Genomic DNA, 14,311 nt, shown 5'->3' on the forward strand with positions numbered 1-14,311 from the left:
CCACGGGTAAAACGGATGAAAATCGGAATCGTCAATGACCTGCCCCTCGCCGTCGAAGCGCTGCGCCGCGCGCTTGCCGCGCGCCACGACTACGACGTGCTGTGGGTCGCGCAGGACGGCCAGCAGGCGGTCGATTTCTGCACCGCGCAACGGCCCGACATCGTGCTGATGGACCTCGTGATGCCGAACGTCGACGGCATCGAAGCCACGCGCCGCATCATGGCGAAAGCGCCGTGCGCGATTTTGATCGTGACCGTCGACGTGGGCGCGAACGCGTGGCGCGTCTACGAAGCCATGGGCGCGGGCGCGCTCGATGCGGTCGATACGCCCTCGCTGAGCGGCCCGGACGCGCACAAGAGCATCGCCACCCTGATCGCGAAGATCGACCGCATCGGCGCGCTGGTCGCGGAGCGCAATACGCCAGGCGCCGCGGCGGCGGCGGGTCCGGCAAGCGTGACGACTCGCGACACGCCGCTGGTGGCGATCGGCGCTTCGGCGGGCGGCCCGGCGGCCCTTGCCACGCTGCTCGCCGACTTGCCGAAAGATTTCCCGGCTGCCATCGTCATCGTCCAGCACGTCGACGCGGCGTTCGCCGCAGGCATGGCTGACTGGCTGAATCAGCAATCGGCGCTGCCGGTGCGGATCGCGAGCGAAGGCGACCGGCCGCAAGCGGGCGTCGTCCTGCTCGCCGCCACCGACGATCATCTGCACTTGAAATTACCCAACGTGCTCGGCTATACGGACGTGCCGGCCGAAACGCCCTATCGGCCTTCCGTCGACGTGTTTTTTCATAGCGTCGTGGCGCGCTGGCCGGCTCGGGCGATCGGCGTGCTGCTGACCGGCATGGGCCGCGACGGCGCGATCGGCCTCAAGGCGATGCGCACCAAGGGTTATCACACCATTGCGCAAGACGAGGCGACCTGCGCCGTGTACGGCATGCCGAAGGCGGCCGCGGCGCTCGACGCCGCCACCGCGATTCTGCCGCTGCCCCGTATTGCCGCGGCACTCGCCGCCGCCGTCGGTGCACGTTGAGGCCCGGTAAGCGCACACTAGCCGCACATGAGCCCGCTACGACTTATTGACATTTATTCTGGCTGACCCACATGGACACTTCCAAACCGCTTCAGAACGCCACCGCGCCGGACCTCGCAGAACACGACGCGAACGCGCAGGTGTACGCGGCGGACGCGCCCAACAGCGCCATCGACGACGCATTGGCGCGCATCCTCGGCAATCCGCCCGCGGCCGAGTGCCCAATCATGGTGCTGCTGGTCGACGATCAGGCGATCATCGCCGAGGCGATCCGCCAGGCGCTGGCCGGCGAAGGGAGTGTCGATTTTCACTACTGCGCCTCGCCCGAAGAAGCGGTGCGCTGCGCGCAGGAAACCCGCGCGACGGTGATCCTGCAAGACCTCGTCATGCCGGGCACCGACGGCCTCACCCTCGTGCGGCAATACCGGCAAAATCCGGCGACGCGCGATATTCCGATCATCGTGCTATCGACCAAGGAAGAGCCGCTCGTGAAAAGCGCGGCCTTCGCTGCGGGCGCCAACGACTACCTCGTGAAGCTGCCGGATCGCATCGAGCTGATCGCACGGATTCGCTATCACTCGCGCTCGTATCTGAACCTGCTACAGCGCGACGAGGCCTATCAGGCCCTGCGTCAGTCGCAACAGCAGTTGCTCGCGACCAATCTGGAACTGCAGCGGCTCACGCATTCGGACGGTTTGACGGGTCTGTCGAATCGCCGTTACCTCGATCAGTATCTGGCCGCCGAATGGCGTCGCGGCACGCGCGACAAGACCGGCCTCGGTTTTCTGATGATCGACGTGGATAACTTCAAAGCCTACAACGACACCTATGGGCACGTCGCCGGCGACGAAGTCCTCAAGCGCGTTGCCCATACCATCGAGTCGTGCCTGGGCCGCTCGCCCGATCTCGCGGCGCGGTTCGGCGGTGAAGAGTTTGCGGTGGTGTTGCCGGGTGCGTCGTCGGGTGGATTGCGCTTGCTCGCTGAAAAGATCCGCCTTGCAATCGAAGGGCTCGGCATTCCGCATGCGGGTTCGACAAGCGGCGTTGTGACGATCAGCATCGGCGCGGCGATGATCGTGCCTTCCGGATCCGAACCGGTGACAATGTTGATCGAAGCCGCCGACGTCGGGCTGTATCGGGCGAAACGCGATGGAAAGAATCAGGTGGCGGTAAGCGGCTGATCCGGATTGCCACAGGGCCATACCCACACGCGCTTCGCCGCCTTTATCGACGGGATGACGGCACGAGGCGCACGTCACGTGGCCTCACGCGATCACCAGGTAGTCACTTGGCCGCCGCTGATCCGCGCGTGTAACGCGCGGCCGGCAGCTTATGCGACAGGTTCGGCTGCAGGTGCTGGCGAGCGTTGTTGAAGCGCTCCCAATCGGCGCCATCCGGCAGCGACGGGATGGTCACCAGCTCACCCTGATCGAGGCCGGCAAGCGCGGCGTCCACCATGTCCTCGGCGGTCATCACGATCTGCGTGGGAAGATGTTCGACCGCGAGACCGGCGCGGTCCCAGAACGCGGTACTGGTGGCGCCGGGCAGCACGGCCTGCAACTGCACGCCCTTGTCGCCCACTTCATGATGCAGCGACTGCGTCAGGTTCAGCACATAGGCCTTGGTGCCGCTGTAGGTGCCGTTCAGCGTCTCCGGCGACAGCGCGACGATCGACGAGATATTGATCACGATACCGTTGCCCCGCGCCACGAAACCGGGCACCGCCGCCGCCGTCAGGCGCGTCAGCGCCGTCACATTCAGGTCGATCATGCGTTCGAGCTGATCCACGTCCGAGTCGATCAGCGAAGCCGTCGCGCCAACGCCCGCGTTGTTGACCAGCATCGTGATGCTGCGGTCGGTCCGCAGACGCTCTTCGATGCGGCGCGTATCGGCTTTGTCGGTGAGATCGGCGGCGACGATATCGACATGGCGGCCGGTTTCGCCGGCAAGGCGCTCGGCCACGCCGGTCAGGCGCTTGACGTCGCGCGCCACCAGAATCAGGTCGTAGCCGCGGCGCGCGAGGCGGTCCGCATAAACCGCGCCGATACCCGACGACGCGCCCGTGATCAATGCCGTGCCCTTGTTTGCTTGCGTTGCCATCTGAAACTCTCCTTGCGGGCTTTGCGCGTCACGCGTGAGCCCTGATCGATGAATGGGGACAAACCGAAACTTCCGCCGCTGTGCCTTTTTTGTGAGCATCGCGGTGTTGACGAGAGGAGTCTAGGCGCGTAGCCTCTTGTCTCAAATGTCGTATTTGCCTCGTTTTGGGACATCGCAATGAGACGCGTCGGCGTGGTGGTTTTCCCCGGCTTCCAGATCCTCGATATGGTGGCGATCTCCGTGTTCGAGCTGGCGAACCTCGAAGCCGGGCAGCCGGAGTACAAGGTGGACGTCATCTCCGAACGGGGCGGGATGGTGCGCAGCTCATCGGGCGTCGAGATCGCCACGCAACCGTTTGGCGATCCGGCGTATGACACGGTGGTTGTGACCGGCGCGATGCAGATCGAGCCGTCATCGGCGGGCTTGCTGGCGTTTTTGAACGACGCCCTCGCCGCCTCGCGCCGCACCACCAGCATCTGCACGGGCGCTTTCGTGCTGGCCGAAGCAGGCATCCTCGACGGCCGGCATGCCACGACCCACTGGTACCACGCCCGCGAATTGCAACAGCGCTTCCCCGATACCCGTATCGACGAAGACCGCATCTTTATCGTCGACGGCTCGGTGTGGACCTCGGCCGGCATGACGGCGTGCATCGACCTGTGCCTGGCGCTGATCGAAAGCGACCTCGGCGTCGCGGTATCGCGCGCCATCGCCAAGAAGCTTGTGGTTTATCACCGGCGCACGGGCGGCCAGTCGCAGTTCTCGGCCATGCTCGACCTGGAACCGAAGTCCGACCGCATTCAGGACGCGCTGTCATACGCAAAGAGCCATCTGCGCGAGCCGTTGACGGTCGAGCAGCTCGCCGACGTCGCGCATCTGAGCCCCCGTCAGTTCAGCCGCGCCTTTCGCGACGAAACGCGCCAATCGCCGGCCAAAGCCATCGAGGCGCTGCGTGTGGAGGCCGCGCGCGCCATGCTCGAAGCGGGCCGTCACTCGATGGAAGCCGTCGCTGCCGAAACCGGTTTCGTCGACACCGAACGGATGCGGCGCGCGTTTTTGCGCGCGTTCGGCCAGCCGCCGCAAGCGATCAAACGCGCAGCCCGCGCGTTGTAGCTGTGCGCTGTAACAGAGGTGGTGGAGAATATCGCCGAGAGCAGTTCTACCTTGAACCCTACGGCAACCTAGAGGACGCGTGATGAACTACGACGACAGCAATCCCTTCGCGAAGATTCTGCGCGGCGAACTACCCTGCATCAAAGTGGCGGAAAGCGATGCGGCGCTGGCCTTCATGGATCTGATGCCGCAAGCGGACGGCCACATGCTGATCGTGCCGAAGGAAGCGGCGGTTGAGATTTTCGAGTTGTCGGACGCCTCGACGGTGGCCTGCATGCGCATGACACAGAAGCTCGCCATCGCCGTTCGTGCGGCCTTGCGCCCCGACGGTGTGTTCATCGGACAATTCAACGGCGCAGCGGCGGGACAAACGGTGCCGCACGTGCATTTTCACGTGATCCCGCGCTGGGAAGGGCAGCCGCTGCGCATGCATGCGCGCGAAGTCGCCGATGCGGCCACGCTCGAAGCGCTGGCCACGCGCATTCGCGACCATTGGCGCGCTCACTGACGCCGGGCGCGGCGCAACCGGTCATGCCCCGTAATATGTGTAATGGCCGGTGAAACCAGCCGTACGCCCTGTCCGGCTAGACTGGCGTCTGCCTTGTACCCGCAAGGCATTGAGTGTGGATCTCTTCTTAGCCTGCCCGAAACGGCAGGCTTTTTTATTTGCGGGTCGAGTTCGTGAATTGCCCTCGCCTCACGGCGACACTTGCAGCACGACGATCCATGCGGCTCACTGGCGACTCACCACCGGCTCAAAGCCGATGCCGCGTGCGCCGCAGCGGATGCCGCCAGTCGATGCGGCGCGGTTTCGCCGGCACCGTCCGCAAATCGTGCAGATCGTGCAGATGGCGATGCTCCTGCCACAATTCATCGGAGAAAAGAAACGCGACGATGAGTAGCGGGACGACCAGAAAGGCGCCCAATATCAAGTGCTCGATCACGGTAGCCTCCATCGCTAGAGCATGATTCATTGTAGAGCACCGCATGTGCCCGTACGGTGCCGGGCCCCTCACAAATTTGCGATAACCGGCCTGCGACAACGCGACGCCCCACCCCGGCCGAACCCGCGCGGCGCCTCGCGCTTTGCAAGAACGACCTGCGCAGGAACTGGACCTTGCAAGAACTCCCCGCGCCGAGCCCGGACTAACAGGAAACGCAAGCCGCGAGCTCCCGCATTGAGCTTGCGCACTCAAATCAATAATTCTCAAGGGGAATCCAATGACTATCGAACGCAGCAGCGAACTGACCCTGCGCCCGCTCGAGCGCACCGATCTGCGCTTCGTTCACGAAGTGAACAACAACGCGAAGATCATGCGTTACTGGTTCGAAGAGCCCTATGAAACGTTCTCTGAACTGACGCAGCTGTATGACCAGCACGTGCACGATCTGCGCGAGCGACGCTTCGTGGCGATCGACAATGGCGGCCAGACCGTTGGCGTCGTCGAGTTGATCGAGCTGGACTATATCCACCGGCGCGGCGAGTTCCAGATCATCATCGCGCCAGTTGCGCAGGGCCGCGGCTACGCCACCGTCGCCACGCGGCTTGCTATCGACTATGCGTTTTCGGTGCTGAACCTGCGCAAGGTCTACCTGATCGTCGACAAGTCGAATACCGCTGCCATCCACGTCTATGAGAAGTGCGGTTTCCGGCACGAGGCCGAGCTGATCGAGGAATTTTTCGGCAATGGCCGTTATCACAATGCGTTGCGCATGTGCATGTTCCAGTCCGAGTTCTTCAAGGCCCATCAGAACGGCGAGTGAGCTCAACCAGCGTTGCCAGGGGCGCCATGTTGCGTCACCTGGCACACCTGGCACCGTTTATCTTCTGTATACACACCGTTATTTCGTGATTTTTTATTAGTCGGAGGAATGACTTTGTGTGCAATGCACCAAGTCCATCCGTTAATTGTATTAATTCACTTAATTGGTGCCTCTCGTTTACGCGAATATGTGCCGCAAAGCTTTACTGGTTAAAGCGGTGCGCCCTGCCCGTCTTTTAGTTATCCGTTTCAATCCGCCCTGTTTAAGCCGCTGCTCAAGGTTTAAGCGGGTGCGACAGGTGGTGCGACAATTCGCCGCTGTTGCGACCGCACACAAGATGTGCTTGTCGTTCTCTCGCGTTCTCCTAAAGTGCAACGTGCGGGTTCGACGTTAAAGTTAAATACATAGCTAACCTGAGTAATTCAACCCGCACCGGAGGAAAAAATGAAGACGCGAATCGCCCTTGTTTTCGCCATTGCGGGTTTGGCTGCCGCTTCTGTTCAGGCGCAAGACGTCATGGTAAAGCCGCAGCAAACCATTCAGTTCAAGGCCAACGCGTATGGTTGCCTGTCGAAGGATAAACTCGACGCCGCCGATGTGCATGCGCAAGCCGGTGAACAGCAAAAGATGCAGGAATTCTTCTCCGGATATCAGTGCGTCTCAACGCCTGAGAACTCGAGTTTCCGCGTTGTGCGCGTGGTCGGCCACGATGTCGAATTCGTGAATGCCGCCAATAGCGATACACAAGGCCTCTGGGCAAACGATCGATTTATCAAGCAGTAAGCCGAACACCCATGCCCCGGCGAAATGCCGGGGTTTTTATTTGTGCCATCGACCCTCCGACTTTAAAAGTGGGCGGTTGGGAACCTGTGAGTTATAAAACGGCTGGGCATGGCATGCCCGGCCGTTTTTATTGCCGCTAGCTTTTTCCATGGTGTGAAGACGATGAAAAAAGCCGATGCGGGCTTTCGGTCCGCATCGGCAATACGCCTTCTCGCAAAGCGCAGGGAGAAACGTCCAGCCGGTCACATGGCGATCAATGCGAATCGCGCGGCACCGGCGCGCCGCTCGATCCGACCAGGAAGTCGAGATCCGCGCCCTGATCCGCTTGCAGCACGTGTTCGACGTAGAGCTTGTAGTAGCCGCGCGTGGGCGGCGCAGGCGGCTGCCACGCGGCACGGCGCCGCGCGAGCTCTTCGTCGGTGACGTCCAGATGGAGACGGCGCGCGTCGACGTCGAGTTCGATCATGTCGCCGGTTTGCACGAACGCGAGCGGCCCGCCCGCGGCCGCTTCGGGCGATACATGCAGCACCACCGAGCCATACGCCGTGCCGCTCATGCGGCCGTCGGAAATGCGCACCATGTCCGTGATACCTTTTTGCAGCACCTTCTTCGGCAGCGGCATGTTGCCGACTTCCGCAAAGCCTGGATAACCCTTCGGCCCCGCCCCCTTGAGCACCATGATGCAGTGCTCGTCGATATCGAGCGATTCGTCGTCGATCTTCGCGTGCAATTCTTCGATATTCTCGAACACCACCGCGCGGCCGCGATGCTTCAGCAGTTGCGGCGTCGCGGCCGAGGGCTTGATCACCGCGCCGTTCGGCGCCAGGTTGCCCTTGAGCACCGCAATGCCGGCCTTCGGCTTGAACGGCTCGGCGAAGCGCGTGATCACCTTCTCATCGTGATTCGGCGCGTTGCGCACGTTGTCCCAGATCGTCTTGCCGTTCACCGTCAGCGCTTCGCGGTGCAGCAGGCCTTGCTCGCCGAGTTGCTTGAGCACCGCGGGCAAGCCGCCCGCGTAGTAAAAGTCTTCCATCAGGAATTCGCCTGACGGCTGCAGATTCACCAGACACGGCACGTTCGAACCGAGCTCCCAGTCCTCCAGCGAAAGCGGCACGCCGATGCGCTTGGCCAGCGCGATCAGATGAACGACCGCATTGGTCGAGCCGCCGATCGCCGCGTTTGTGCGGATCGCGTTTTCAAACGCCTGGCGCGTGAGGATCTTGTCCATCGTCAGGTCCTCGCGGACCATATCGACGATGCGCCGCCCAGCCAGATGCGCGAGCACCTGCCGGCGTGCATCGACCGCGGGAATCGCCGCATTGTGCGGCAAGCCCATGCCGAGCGACTCGACCATCGAAGCCATCGTCGACGCGGTGCCCATCGTCATGCAATGGCCGCGCGAGCGGTTCATGCAGGATTCGGCTTCGGTGAATTCTTCCTGCGTCATCGTCCCGGCGCGCACTTCCTCGGACATCTGCCAGACACCCGTGCCGGAGCCGATGTTCTTGCCGCGAAAGCGGCCATTGAGCATCGGGCCGCCGGAAACGGCAAGCGCCGGCAAATTGCACGACGCCGCACCCATCAGCAGCGCGGGCGTCGTCTTATCGCAGCCGACCAGCAGAATCACGCCGTCCATCGGATTGCCGCGAATCGACTCCTCGACGTCCATCGAAGCGAGGTTGCGAAACAGCATCGCGGTAGGCCGCAAATTGGTTTCGCCGAGCGACATCACCGGAAACTCGAGCGGCAAACCGCCCGCTTCGTGCACGCCTTTTTTCACGTACTCGGCGAGCTCGCGAAAATGGGCATTGCAAGGCGTCAGTTCGGACCACGTATTGCAGATGCCGATCACCGGCCGCCCGTCGAATTCGTCGTGCGGAATGCCCTGGTTTTTCATCCACGAGCGATGCAGAAAACCGTCGCGGTCTTTGAGGCCGAACCACGCCTGGCTGCGCAGCGGCTTTTTAGTCTGGTTGGAATCAGCCATGAAATCTCCTGTTGGCAAGCATGTGGGGCGGGGCGCGCGTCAGCGTCAGTGCACGCGCTTGCTGCGTCGGAACTGATCGAACAGTACCGCGAGCAGCAGGATCCCGCCGCGAATCAGATATTGGTAGAAGGTCGGCACGTTCATCAGGCTCATTGCGTCCTGCACCGAGCCCATGATCAGCACGCCGACCAGCACACCGGAAATCGTCGCGACGCCGCCCGTTAGCGAAACGCCGCCGAGCACGCATGCGGAGATCACGCCGAGTTCGAGACCGACCGACGTTTTCGGGTCGCCGAGACTCATGCGTGACGCCAGCATCACGCCTGCAAAGCCCGTCACGAGGCCCTGCAATACGAACACTGTGATCTTGATCCGGGTAACCGGCAAGCCCGCGAGCAAAGCGGCCTCGCTATTGCCGCCGACGGCCAGCACGTTCTTGCCGAACACGGTTTTCTTCAGCAGAAAACCGAACAGCACGAAGCCGACGATGTTGCTCCAGATCGGATACGAGATGCCGAGGAACGAGCCGCCGCCGAGGTCGAAGAAACGCTCCTCCGAAATCATCACCGCGTCGCCGCTCGACGTGATGAAGGCGAGGCCGCGCACGACTTCCATCATCGCGAGCGTGACGATCAGCGAGTTGATCTTGTAGCGCGCGACCAGCACGCCGTTGACCAGTCCGACCGCGCCACCCGCGAGCACGCCGGCGGCGACACCGAGCATCACGCTATGCGTTGCGGTGATCAAGGTGGACGCCACCACGCCCGCGAACGCAACGATCGAGGCCACCGACAAATCCACTTCGCCCAGCGCGAGCACGAACATCATCGTCACGGAGATCGAGCCGATCAGCGTGACAGAGAGCAGCAGGCCCTGAATGTTTCGCGAGCTTAAGAAATCGGGCACGGTGAACGACAAAGCCGCGAACAGGATGACGAACACCATCACGATGCCGGACTTGTTGATCAGGTCCCAGGTGCGTGCGGCGCGTGCGGCGAGGCCCGCGGAAGCGATGGCTGGCGTAGAGGAGTCGGTTGAGGGTGTGTGCATGATGTCTATTCCGTTGACTTCAGTTTCCTTCGGTTTCCTGACGAATGCGGTGTTCCTAGCGCGGCAGCGCGAGCTTGATCAGCGCATCCGGCGTGGCCTGCGCCTTCGGCAGATTGCCGACGATGCGGCCTTCCTTCATCACGATCACGCGATCCGTCACGCCAATCACTTCGGCCAGATCGCTCGATACGACGATCACCGTGCGGCCCGCTTCGGCCAGCCCATACAGCAAGCCGTAAATCTCGCTGCGCGCGCCGACGTCGATACCACGCGTGGGTTCGTCCATCAGGAACACGTCGATATCTTCAGCGAGCCAGCGCGACAGAATCACCTTCTGCTGATTGCCGCCGGAGAGCGTGCCGATCGGCGTTTCGCCGTTACGCGTTTTGATCGAGAGCTTGCCGATAAACTCTTTCGCGGTCTGCGCTTCCTTGCGGCGATTGAGCACGTTGAAGCGGCTGAAGTGGCGGCGGCAACTGATATTGAGGTTGTCCGACACCGAAGCAATCGAGACGATGCCTTCCTGCTTGCGATCTTCCGGACACAGTGAGACGCCGGCGCGCACGGCATCGCGCGGTGTGGCAAAGCGCACGCGTTTTCCCTTGAGCACGATCTCACCGGCGCTCGGTTTCACGGCGCCGTAAATCAGTTTCATCAGCTCCGAACGGCCTGCGCCCACCAGACCGAAGAAGCCGACGATTTCGCCTTTGCGTGCGGTAAATGAAGCCGGTTCGCGCAAGCCGTGTCCCATCAAATCCCTGACTTCGAGTTGCAGGCCACCCAGTTCGCGTGAGCGGTAGCCGTACACGTCGGCGATCGAACGGCCCACCATGCAGCTGATCAGGCGATCGCGATCGAGTCCATCGCCCGCTTCGAACGTATCGATACGGCGGCCGTCGCGAAACACCGTCACGCGATCGCACAGTTCGTAGACTTCATCCATCCGATGCGTGACGTAGATGATCGCGCGGCCCTCGGCCTTCAACGCGCGGATGATCCGGAACAGCTGCACGGTTTCGCGCGACGACAACGAACTGGTCGGTTCGTCGAACGCAATCACACGCGCATCGCGCATCAGCGCCTTGCCGATTTCGATCATCTGCCGCTGACCGATCGACAGATTTTTCACCTGCTGCGCGGGGTCGATTTTTTCGCCGAGTCTTTCCAACTCGCGCACCGCTCTTGCAATCAGCGCCTTCTCGTCAAGCACGCCGAATCGATTGGGCAGGGCGCCGAGCATCAGGTTTTCCGCAACCGTCAACTCGGGCACCAGATGCAGTTCCTGATAGATGATCGCGACACCCGCCGCGATGGCCGCCTTGGTGGTGACGAACTGTTGCTCGACACCATCGAGCGACAAGGTGCCCGCCGCCGGCTGGTTCACGCCGGATAGCACTTTGAGCAGCGTCGATTTGCCCGCGCCGTTTTCGCCCATCAAGCCGTGTACCTCGCCGCGCCGCACGTCGAGCGACACCTGGTCGAGTGCGAGCACGCCGGGAAAGCGCACGGTGATACCGTCGAGTTGCAGATACGGATCAGCCGACGTAAGCGTAGGCGAGGGCGCTTGCGCGGGCGGCACCGCTTGGCCCGTTTCGCCAGTGTGAGAAACCGTCATCGAAAGCCTCTTGCGGGTGGACCATCTGTGCGGGCCGATTTCACGTTGACATGAGCGTGAGCGTGAACATGAAAAAGAGCCCGCAACGTGCAAACTCGAATACCGCTTAAATACCGAGCTCTTTACGCACGTCCAGCCAGTTGCCACGCACCATCAACTTGCCGGTGGTTTGCGTGTCGGCGGGCGGCTGCTTGCCGTCCTTGATCCACTCCACGAGATTCTCCGTGCTCTCCTTGCCGTGCATCGTCGAGCTCACGGCGATCGTGCCGTAGAAGCCTGTCGGCTCCTTCTTCTGGAACTCGGCAAACGCTTCGCCGGCACCGTTGATGCCTACGCCGATCACGTCGGCCGCCGGAATGTGCAGTTGCTCAGTCGCGCGAACGCCGCCCAGCACGCTTTCCTCGTTGAGCGCGAAGATCACCCATTTCTTGATGTTCGGATGCTGCGCGAGCACCGGCGACGACGCGTTGAAACCGCCTTCGTCATCGGTGGTCTTTTGCGGCGCGTCGAAGATGTTTTCCTTCTTGAAGCCGCCGGCCAGCAGTGTTTCCGTTGCACCGTCGGTACGCAGTTTGGCGGTCGGCAATTCGTAGTTCGTGATGCGCAGCGCGCCGACTTCTTCCGGCTTCCAGCCGCGGCGCTTCATCTCTTCAGAGATCGCAGTGCCGACCTGATTACCGATCTTGAATGCGGACATGCCCAGATGCGGCACGTTCGGCAGCGGCTTGCCGGTGGAGTCGACCAGTTGATCGTCCACCGTGACGAACTTCATGTTGTAGCGCTTCGCACGCGCCTCTATCGCCGGTCCGAGCCGCACGTCAGGCGCGCAGATCACGAAGCCTTTGGCGCCTTGCGCACCGAGGTTATCGATCGCGGCCAGCACCTTTTCGCCGTCCGGCGTGCCGATGTTGACCACCGAAAAGCCATCCTTCTGACCGAGCGCGGTGGCGGCTTTCTGTTCGTTGATAAACCACGCCTGTTCCGGCATCTTCACGAGGAAACCGACTTTGAGTTGCTGATCGGCATGCGCGGAGAATTGCGCGGCAAAGGGTGCGGTGAGCGCGGCGGCGGCGATCGCTGATAGCGTCAAACGGCGAAGCTTGCTGGTCATACCTGTCTCCTGAGGTTGAAAGGCTGCATTGATTTCGTTTAGTCGCAGCACGGGGTTCACGGCGGCGTCAGCCGGGGCGTGGATGAGCGATGGGGTAAAGCGCGCGATGCGCTGCTGGGCGAGCCATGCGGTAAGCCGCGCACTGAGCCATGGGCTGATCGGCAGATTGAGCGAGTGCCATGGCCGTCAACCCGCAACGTAGGCCGTTTTCATGGCCGTCCAGAAGGCTGCATCGGTTGCGCCATAGGCCGACGCCTTGCGACCGCCACCACCGGGCGCGTGATACTCGACGGCTGTCGTCGGCAGATTGATCGTGACGAGGCCGCACTGCGCGTGGCGGCGGAAATGCCGCGCGCGGCCGAGCGAGCGCGTGCAGATGCCGGCGCATAAACCGTAGGCGGTGTCGTTCGCGAGATGCAGGGCGTGGTCGTAGTCGTCGGCGCTCAGCACCACGGCTAGCGGGCCGAAAATCTCGTCGCGCGCGATGCGGTGCTCAGGTTCAGCGAGAAAGAGCGCCGGTTCAAAAAAGTAGCCCCGTGTCGCCCGTTCAAGCTGACGGCCGCCGTACAGCAATTGCGCGCCTTCCTGCTGGCCGGCACGCACGTAGTCGAGCGCGCGCTCCAGCTGTGCAGCGTTGGCGAGCGGGCCGATATCCGTGCCGCGCTTCAGCGCGTGATCGACGCTGAGCTTGGCGAGCCTGGTCTGCAACGCGTCGACGAACGGCTCCAACACCGCACGTTCGACGATCAGCCTCGACGCGGCCGTGCTACGTTGACCGCCACAACCATACGCGCCGCTGAGGGCTGCATCGACGGCGCCGTCGAGATCGGCATCGGCCAGCACCACGAACGGATTCTTGCCGCCCATTTGCAGTTGCACGCGCGCTTGCCGTGCAGCAGCGGCCTGCAAGACACGTGTGCCGTTTTCTGCCGAGCCGGTGAAGCTGATTGCCGCCACCAACGGATGCGCGGCGATCCGCGCGCCGACCTGCCGGCCGCTGCCCATCACGAGATTGAATACGCCGGCGGGCAAACCGGCGCGGCTCACGATCGACGCCAACGCCGCCGCGCAACCCGGCGCCGATTCGGCCGGTTTGAAGACAACGCAATTGCCGTAGGCGAGGGCGGCGCCGATCTTCGCGGCGCCAATCGCCAGCGGCGCGCTCCACGGCGCGATGATCCCGATTACACCGAGCGGTTCGCGCGTCACATCGATCTCGACACCGGCGCGCGCCGACGCTCCGGGCTCGGCATACGCGCGCAGTGCCTCGGCGGCGAAATACTTGAAAATCTGGCCGGCTCGCGTTACTTCGGCCAAGGCTTCCGGCAGCGTCTTGCCGACTTCACGCGCAAGCAGCCGGCCCAGTTCGTCACGGCGCGCGAGCATCTCGCTGCCGATCGCATCGAGCGCATCCGCGCGGCGCTGCGCCGAACCCAGGGACCATTCGCGGAAGGCCGCGCTGGCCGCTTCGATTGCGCTATCGGTCTGCCGCGCGTCGGCACGCACGTAGTCGCCGACCGGCTCATCCAGATCCGACGGATTGAGCGAGACACCCGTGGTCGCGCCCGTCTCCCAGCCGCCATTGATGTAATGGCGGAACGGACTGGCAACGAGCGGGACAAGCGGATCGCGATTCATCGGCAGGAGGGCGCCACCTAAGGAAACTCGTGAGGAAGCTCAGAAAGTCCACGAATGGTATGAGCCGCCCCAATAACTTTCCAATCCCTTTTTAGGCCATCCCGATATCAATTCCGAT

Annotated in this window: 13 protein-coding genes; 6 read left to right on the plus strand and 7 right to left on the minus strand. The window is 62.6% G+C overall.

Features of this window, described 5'->3' with window-relative positions:
• Nucleotides 1-15: 15 nt before the first annotated feature.
• Both cheB and KHO23_RS30300 read left to right on the plus strand, forming a co-directional pair.
• The gene (gene cheB / locus KHO23_RS30295; protein WP_211616064.1) at nt 16-1,032 is read left to right on the plus strand and encodes a chemotaxis response regulator protein-glutamate methylesterase; all 1,017 of its coding nucleotides are present in this window, start codon (nt 16-18) and stop codon (nt 1,030-1,032) included.
• A 71-nt stretch (nt 1,033-1,103) separates the two neighbouring features.
• Nucleotides 1,104-2,213 (plus strand): diguanylate cyclase, encoded by a 1,110-nt coding sequence (locus KHO23_RS30300; RefSeq protein ID WP_328822011.1) that lies wholly within the window; start codon nt 1,104-1,106, stop codon nt 2,211-2,213.
• Nucleotides 2,214-2,316: 103 nt separating this feature from the next.
• On the opposite strand, the gene KHO23_RS30305 is transcribed toward KHO23_RS30300, so the two are convergent.
• Entirely contained in the window at nt 2,317-3,132 is an 816-nt protein-coding gene (locus tag KHO23_RS30305) for an SDR family NAD(P)-dependent oxidoreductase (protein ID WP_211616066.1), read from the minus strand.
• 177 nt (nt 3,133-3,309) lie between these two features.
• On the opposite strand from KHO23_RS30305, the gene KHO23_RS30310 reads away from it, so the two are divergent.
• Together KHO23_RS30310 and KHO23_RS30315 are read left to right on the plus strand one after the other, a co-directional pair.
• Complete coding sequence (locus KHO23_RS30310) at nt 3,310-4,245, plus strand: GlxA family transcriptional regulator (protein WP_211616068.1); 936 nt, start codon at nt 3,310-3,312, stop codon at nt 4,243-4,245.
• Nucleotides 4,246-4,327: 82 nt separating this feature from the next.
• Complete coding sequence (locus KHO23_RS30315; protein WP_211616070.1) at nt 4,328-4,753, plus strand: HIT family protein; 426 nt, start codon at nt 4,328-4,330, stop codon at nt 4,751-4,753.
• 247 nt (nt 4,754-5,000) lie between these two features.
• Here KHO23_RS30315 and KHO23_RS30320 read toward each other — a convergent pair whose 3' ends face one another.
• On the minus strand, nt 5,001-5,219 hold the full coding sequence (locus KHO23_RS30320; protein ID WP_407946087.1) for a hypothetical protein: 219 nt from the start codon (nt 5,217-5,219) through the stop codon (nt 5,001-5,003).
• Between the two features lie 247 nt (nt 5,220-5,466).
• On the opposite strand from KHO23_RS30320, the gene speG reads away from it, so the two are divergent.
• Entirely contained in the window at nt 5,467-6,009 is a 543-nt protein-coding gene (speG, locus tag KHO23_RS30325) for a spermidine N1-acetyltransferase (protein WP_211616072.1), read from the plus strand.
• Between the two features lie 444 nt (nt 6,010-6,453).
• The gene (sap1, locus tag KHO23_RS30330) at nt 6,454-6,792 is read left to right on the plus strand and encodes a surface attachment protein Sap1 (protein ID WP_211616074.1); all 339 of its coding nucleotides are present in this window, start codon (nt 6,454-6,456) and stop codon (nt 6,790-6,792) included.
• A gap of 253 nt (nt 6,793-7,045) precedes the next feature.
• Here sap1 and KHO23_RS30335 read toward each other — a convergent pair whose 3' ends face one another.
• The 5 genes from KHO23_RS30335 to KHO23_RS30355 all read right to left on the minus strand — a co-directional run bounded on the left by KHO23_RS30335 (nt 7,046) and on the right by KHO23_RS30355 (nt 14,193).
• Nucleotides 7,046-8,779 carry an IlvD/Edd family dehydratase gene (locus KHO23_RS30335; RefSeq protein ID WP_211616076.1) on the minus strand — a complete coding sequence of 578 codons (1,734 nt, stop codon included), beginning with the start codon at nt 8,777-8,779 and terminating at the stop codon, nt 7,046-7,048.
• Between the two features lie 45 nt (nt 8,780-8,824).
• Nucleotides 8,825-9,829, minus strand: coding sequence for an L-arabinose ABC transporter permease AraH (gene araH, locus KHO23_RS30340; protein ID WP_211616077.1), 1,005 nt, complete (start codon nt 9,827-9,829; stop codon nt 8,825-8,827).
• Nucleotides 9,830-9,884: 55 nt separating this feature from the next.
• Nucleotides 9,885-11,444 carry an L-arabinose ABC transporter ATP-binding protein AraG gene (araG, locus tag KHO23_RS30345; RefSeq protein ID WP_211616079.1) on the minus strand — a complete coding sequence of 520 codons (1,560 nt, stop codon included), beginning with the start codon at nt 11,442-11,444 and terminating at the stop codon, nt 9,885-9,887.
• A gap of 106 nt (nt 11,445-11,550) precedes the next feature.
• Nucleotides 11,551-12,555: an arabinose ABC transporter substrate-binding protein gene (locus KHO23_RS30350; RefSeq protein ID WP_211616081.1), complete on the minus strand. Its 1,005-nt coding sequence runs from the start codon at nt 12,553-12,555 to the stop codon at nt 11,551-11,553.
• A gap of 186 nt (nt 12,556-12,741) precedes the next feature.
• Nucleotides 12,742-14,193, minus strand: coding sequence for an aldehyde dehydrogenase family protein (locus KHO23_RS30355; protein ID WP_211616083.1), 1,452 nt, complete (start codon nt 14,191-14,193; stop codon nt 12,742-12,744).
• Nucleotides 14,194-14,311 lie beyond the last annotated feature (118 nt).

The organism is Paraburkholderia haematera, from assembly GCF_905220975.1.
In the GTDB taxonomy this organism is placed as follows: Bacteria; Pseudomonadota; Gammaproteobacteria; order Burkholderiales; family Burkholderiaceae; genus Paraburkholderia; species Paraburkholderia haematera.

What these genes read in the sequence shown, in the direction of transcription:
- cheB (WP_211616064.1), top strand. Translation starts at nt 16, where the DNA reads ATGAAAATCGGAATCGTCAATGACCTGCCCCTCGCCGTCGAAGCGCTG.
- KHO23_RS30300 (WP_328822011.1), top strand. Translation starts at nt 1,104, where the DNA reads ATGGACACTTCCAAACCGCTTCAGAACGCCACCGCGCCGGACCTCGCA.
- KHO23_RS30305 (WP_211616066.1), bottom strand. Translation starts at nt 3,132, where the DNA reads ATGGCAACGCAAGCAAACAAGGGCACGGCATTGATCACGGGCGCGTCG.
- KHO23_RS30310 (WP_211616068.1), top strand. Translation starts at nt 3,310, where the DNA reads ATGAGACGCGTCGGCGTGGTGGTTTTCCCCGGCTTCCAGATCCTCGAT.
- KHO23_RS30315 (WP_211616070.1), top strand. Translation starts at nt 4,328, where the DNA reads ATGAACTACGACGACAGCAATCCCTTCGCGAAGATTCTGCGCGGCGAA.
- KHO23_RS30320 (WP_407946087.1), bottom strand. Translation starts at nt 5,219, where the DNA reads ATGAATCATGCTCTAGCGATGGAGGCTACCGTGATCGAGCACTTGATA.
- speG (WP_211616072.1), top strand. Translation starts at nt 5,467, where the DNA reads ATGACTATCGAACGCAGCAGCGAACTGACCCTGCGCCCGCTCGAGCGC.
- sap1 (WP_211616074.1), top strand. Translation starts at nt 6,454, where the DNA reads ATGAAGACGCGAATCGCCCTTGTTTTCGCCATTGCGGGTTTGGCTGCC.
- KHO23_RS30335 (WP_211616076.1), bottom strand. Translation starts at nt 8,779, where the DNA reads ATGGCTGATTCCAACCAGACTAAAAAGCCGCTGCGCAGCCAGGCGTGG.
- araH (WP_211616077.1), bottom strand. Translation starts at nt 9,829, where the DNA reads ATGCACACACCCTCAACCGACTCCTCTACGCCAGCCATCGCTTCCGCG.
- araG (WP_211616079.1), bottom strand. Translation starts at nt 11,444, where the DNA reads ATGACGGTTTCTCACACTGGCGAAACGGGCCAAGCGGTGCCGCCCGCG.
- KHO23_RS30350 (WP_211616081.1), bottom strand. Translation starts at nt 12,555, where the DNA reads ATGACCAGCAAGCTTCGCCGTTTGACGCTATCAGCGATCGCCGCCGCC.
- KHO23_RS30355 (WP_211616083.1), bottom strand. Translation starts at nt 14,193, where the DNA reads ATGAATCGCGATCCGCTTGTCCCGCTCGTTGCCAGTCCGTTCCGCCAT.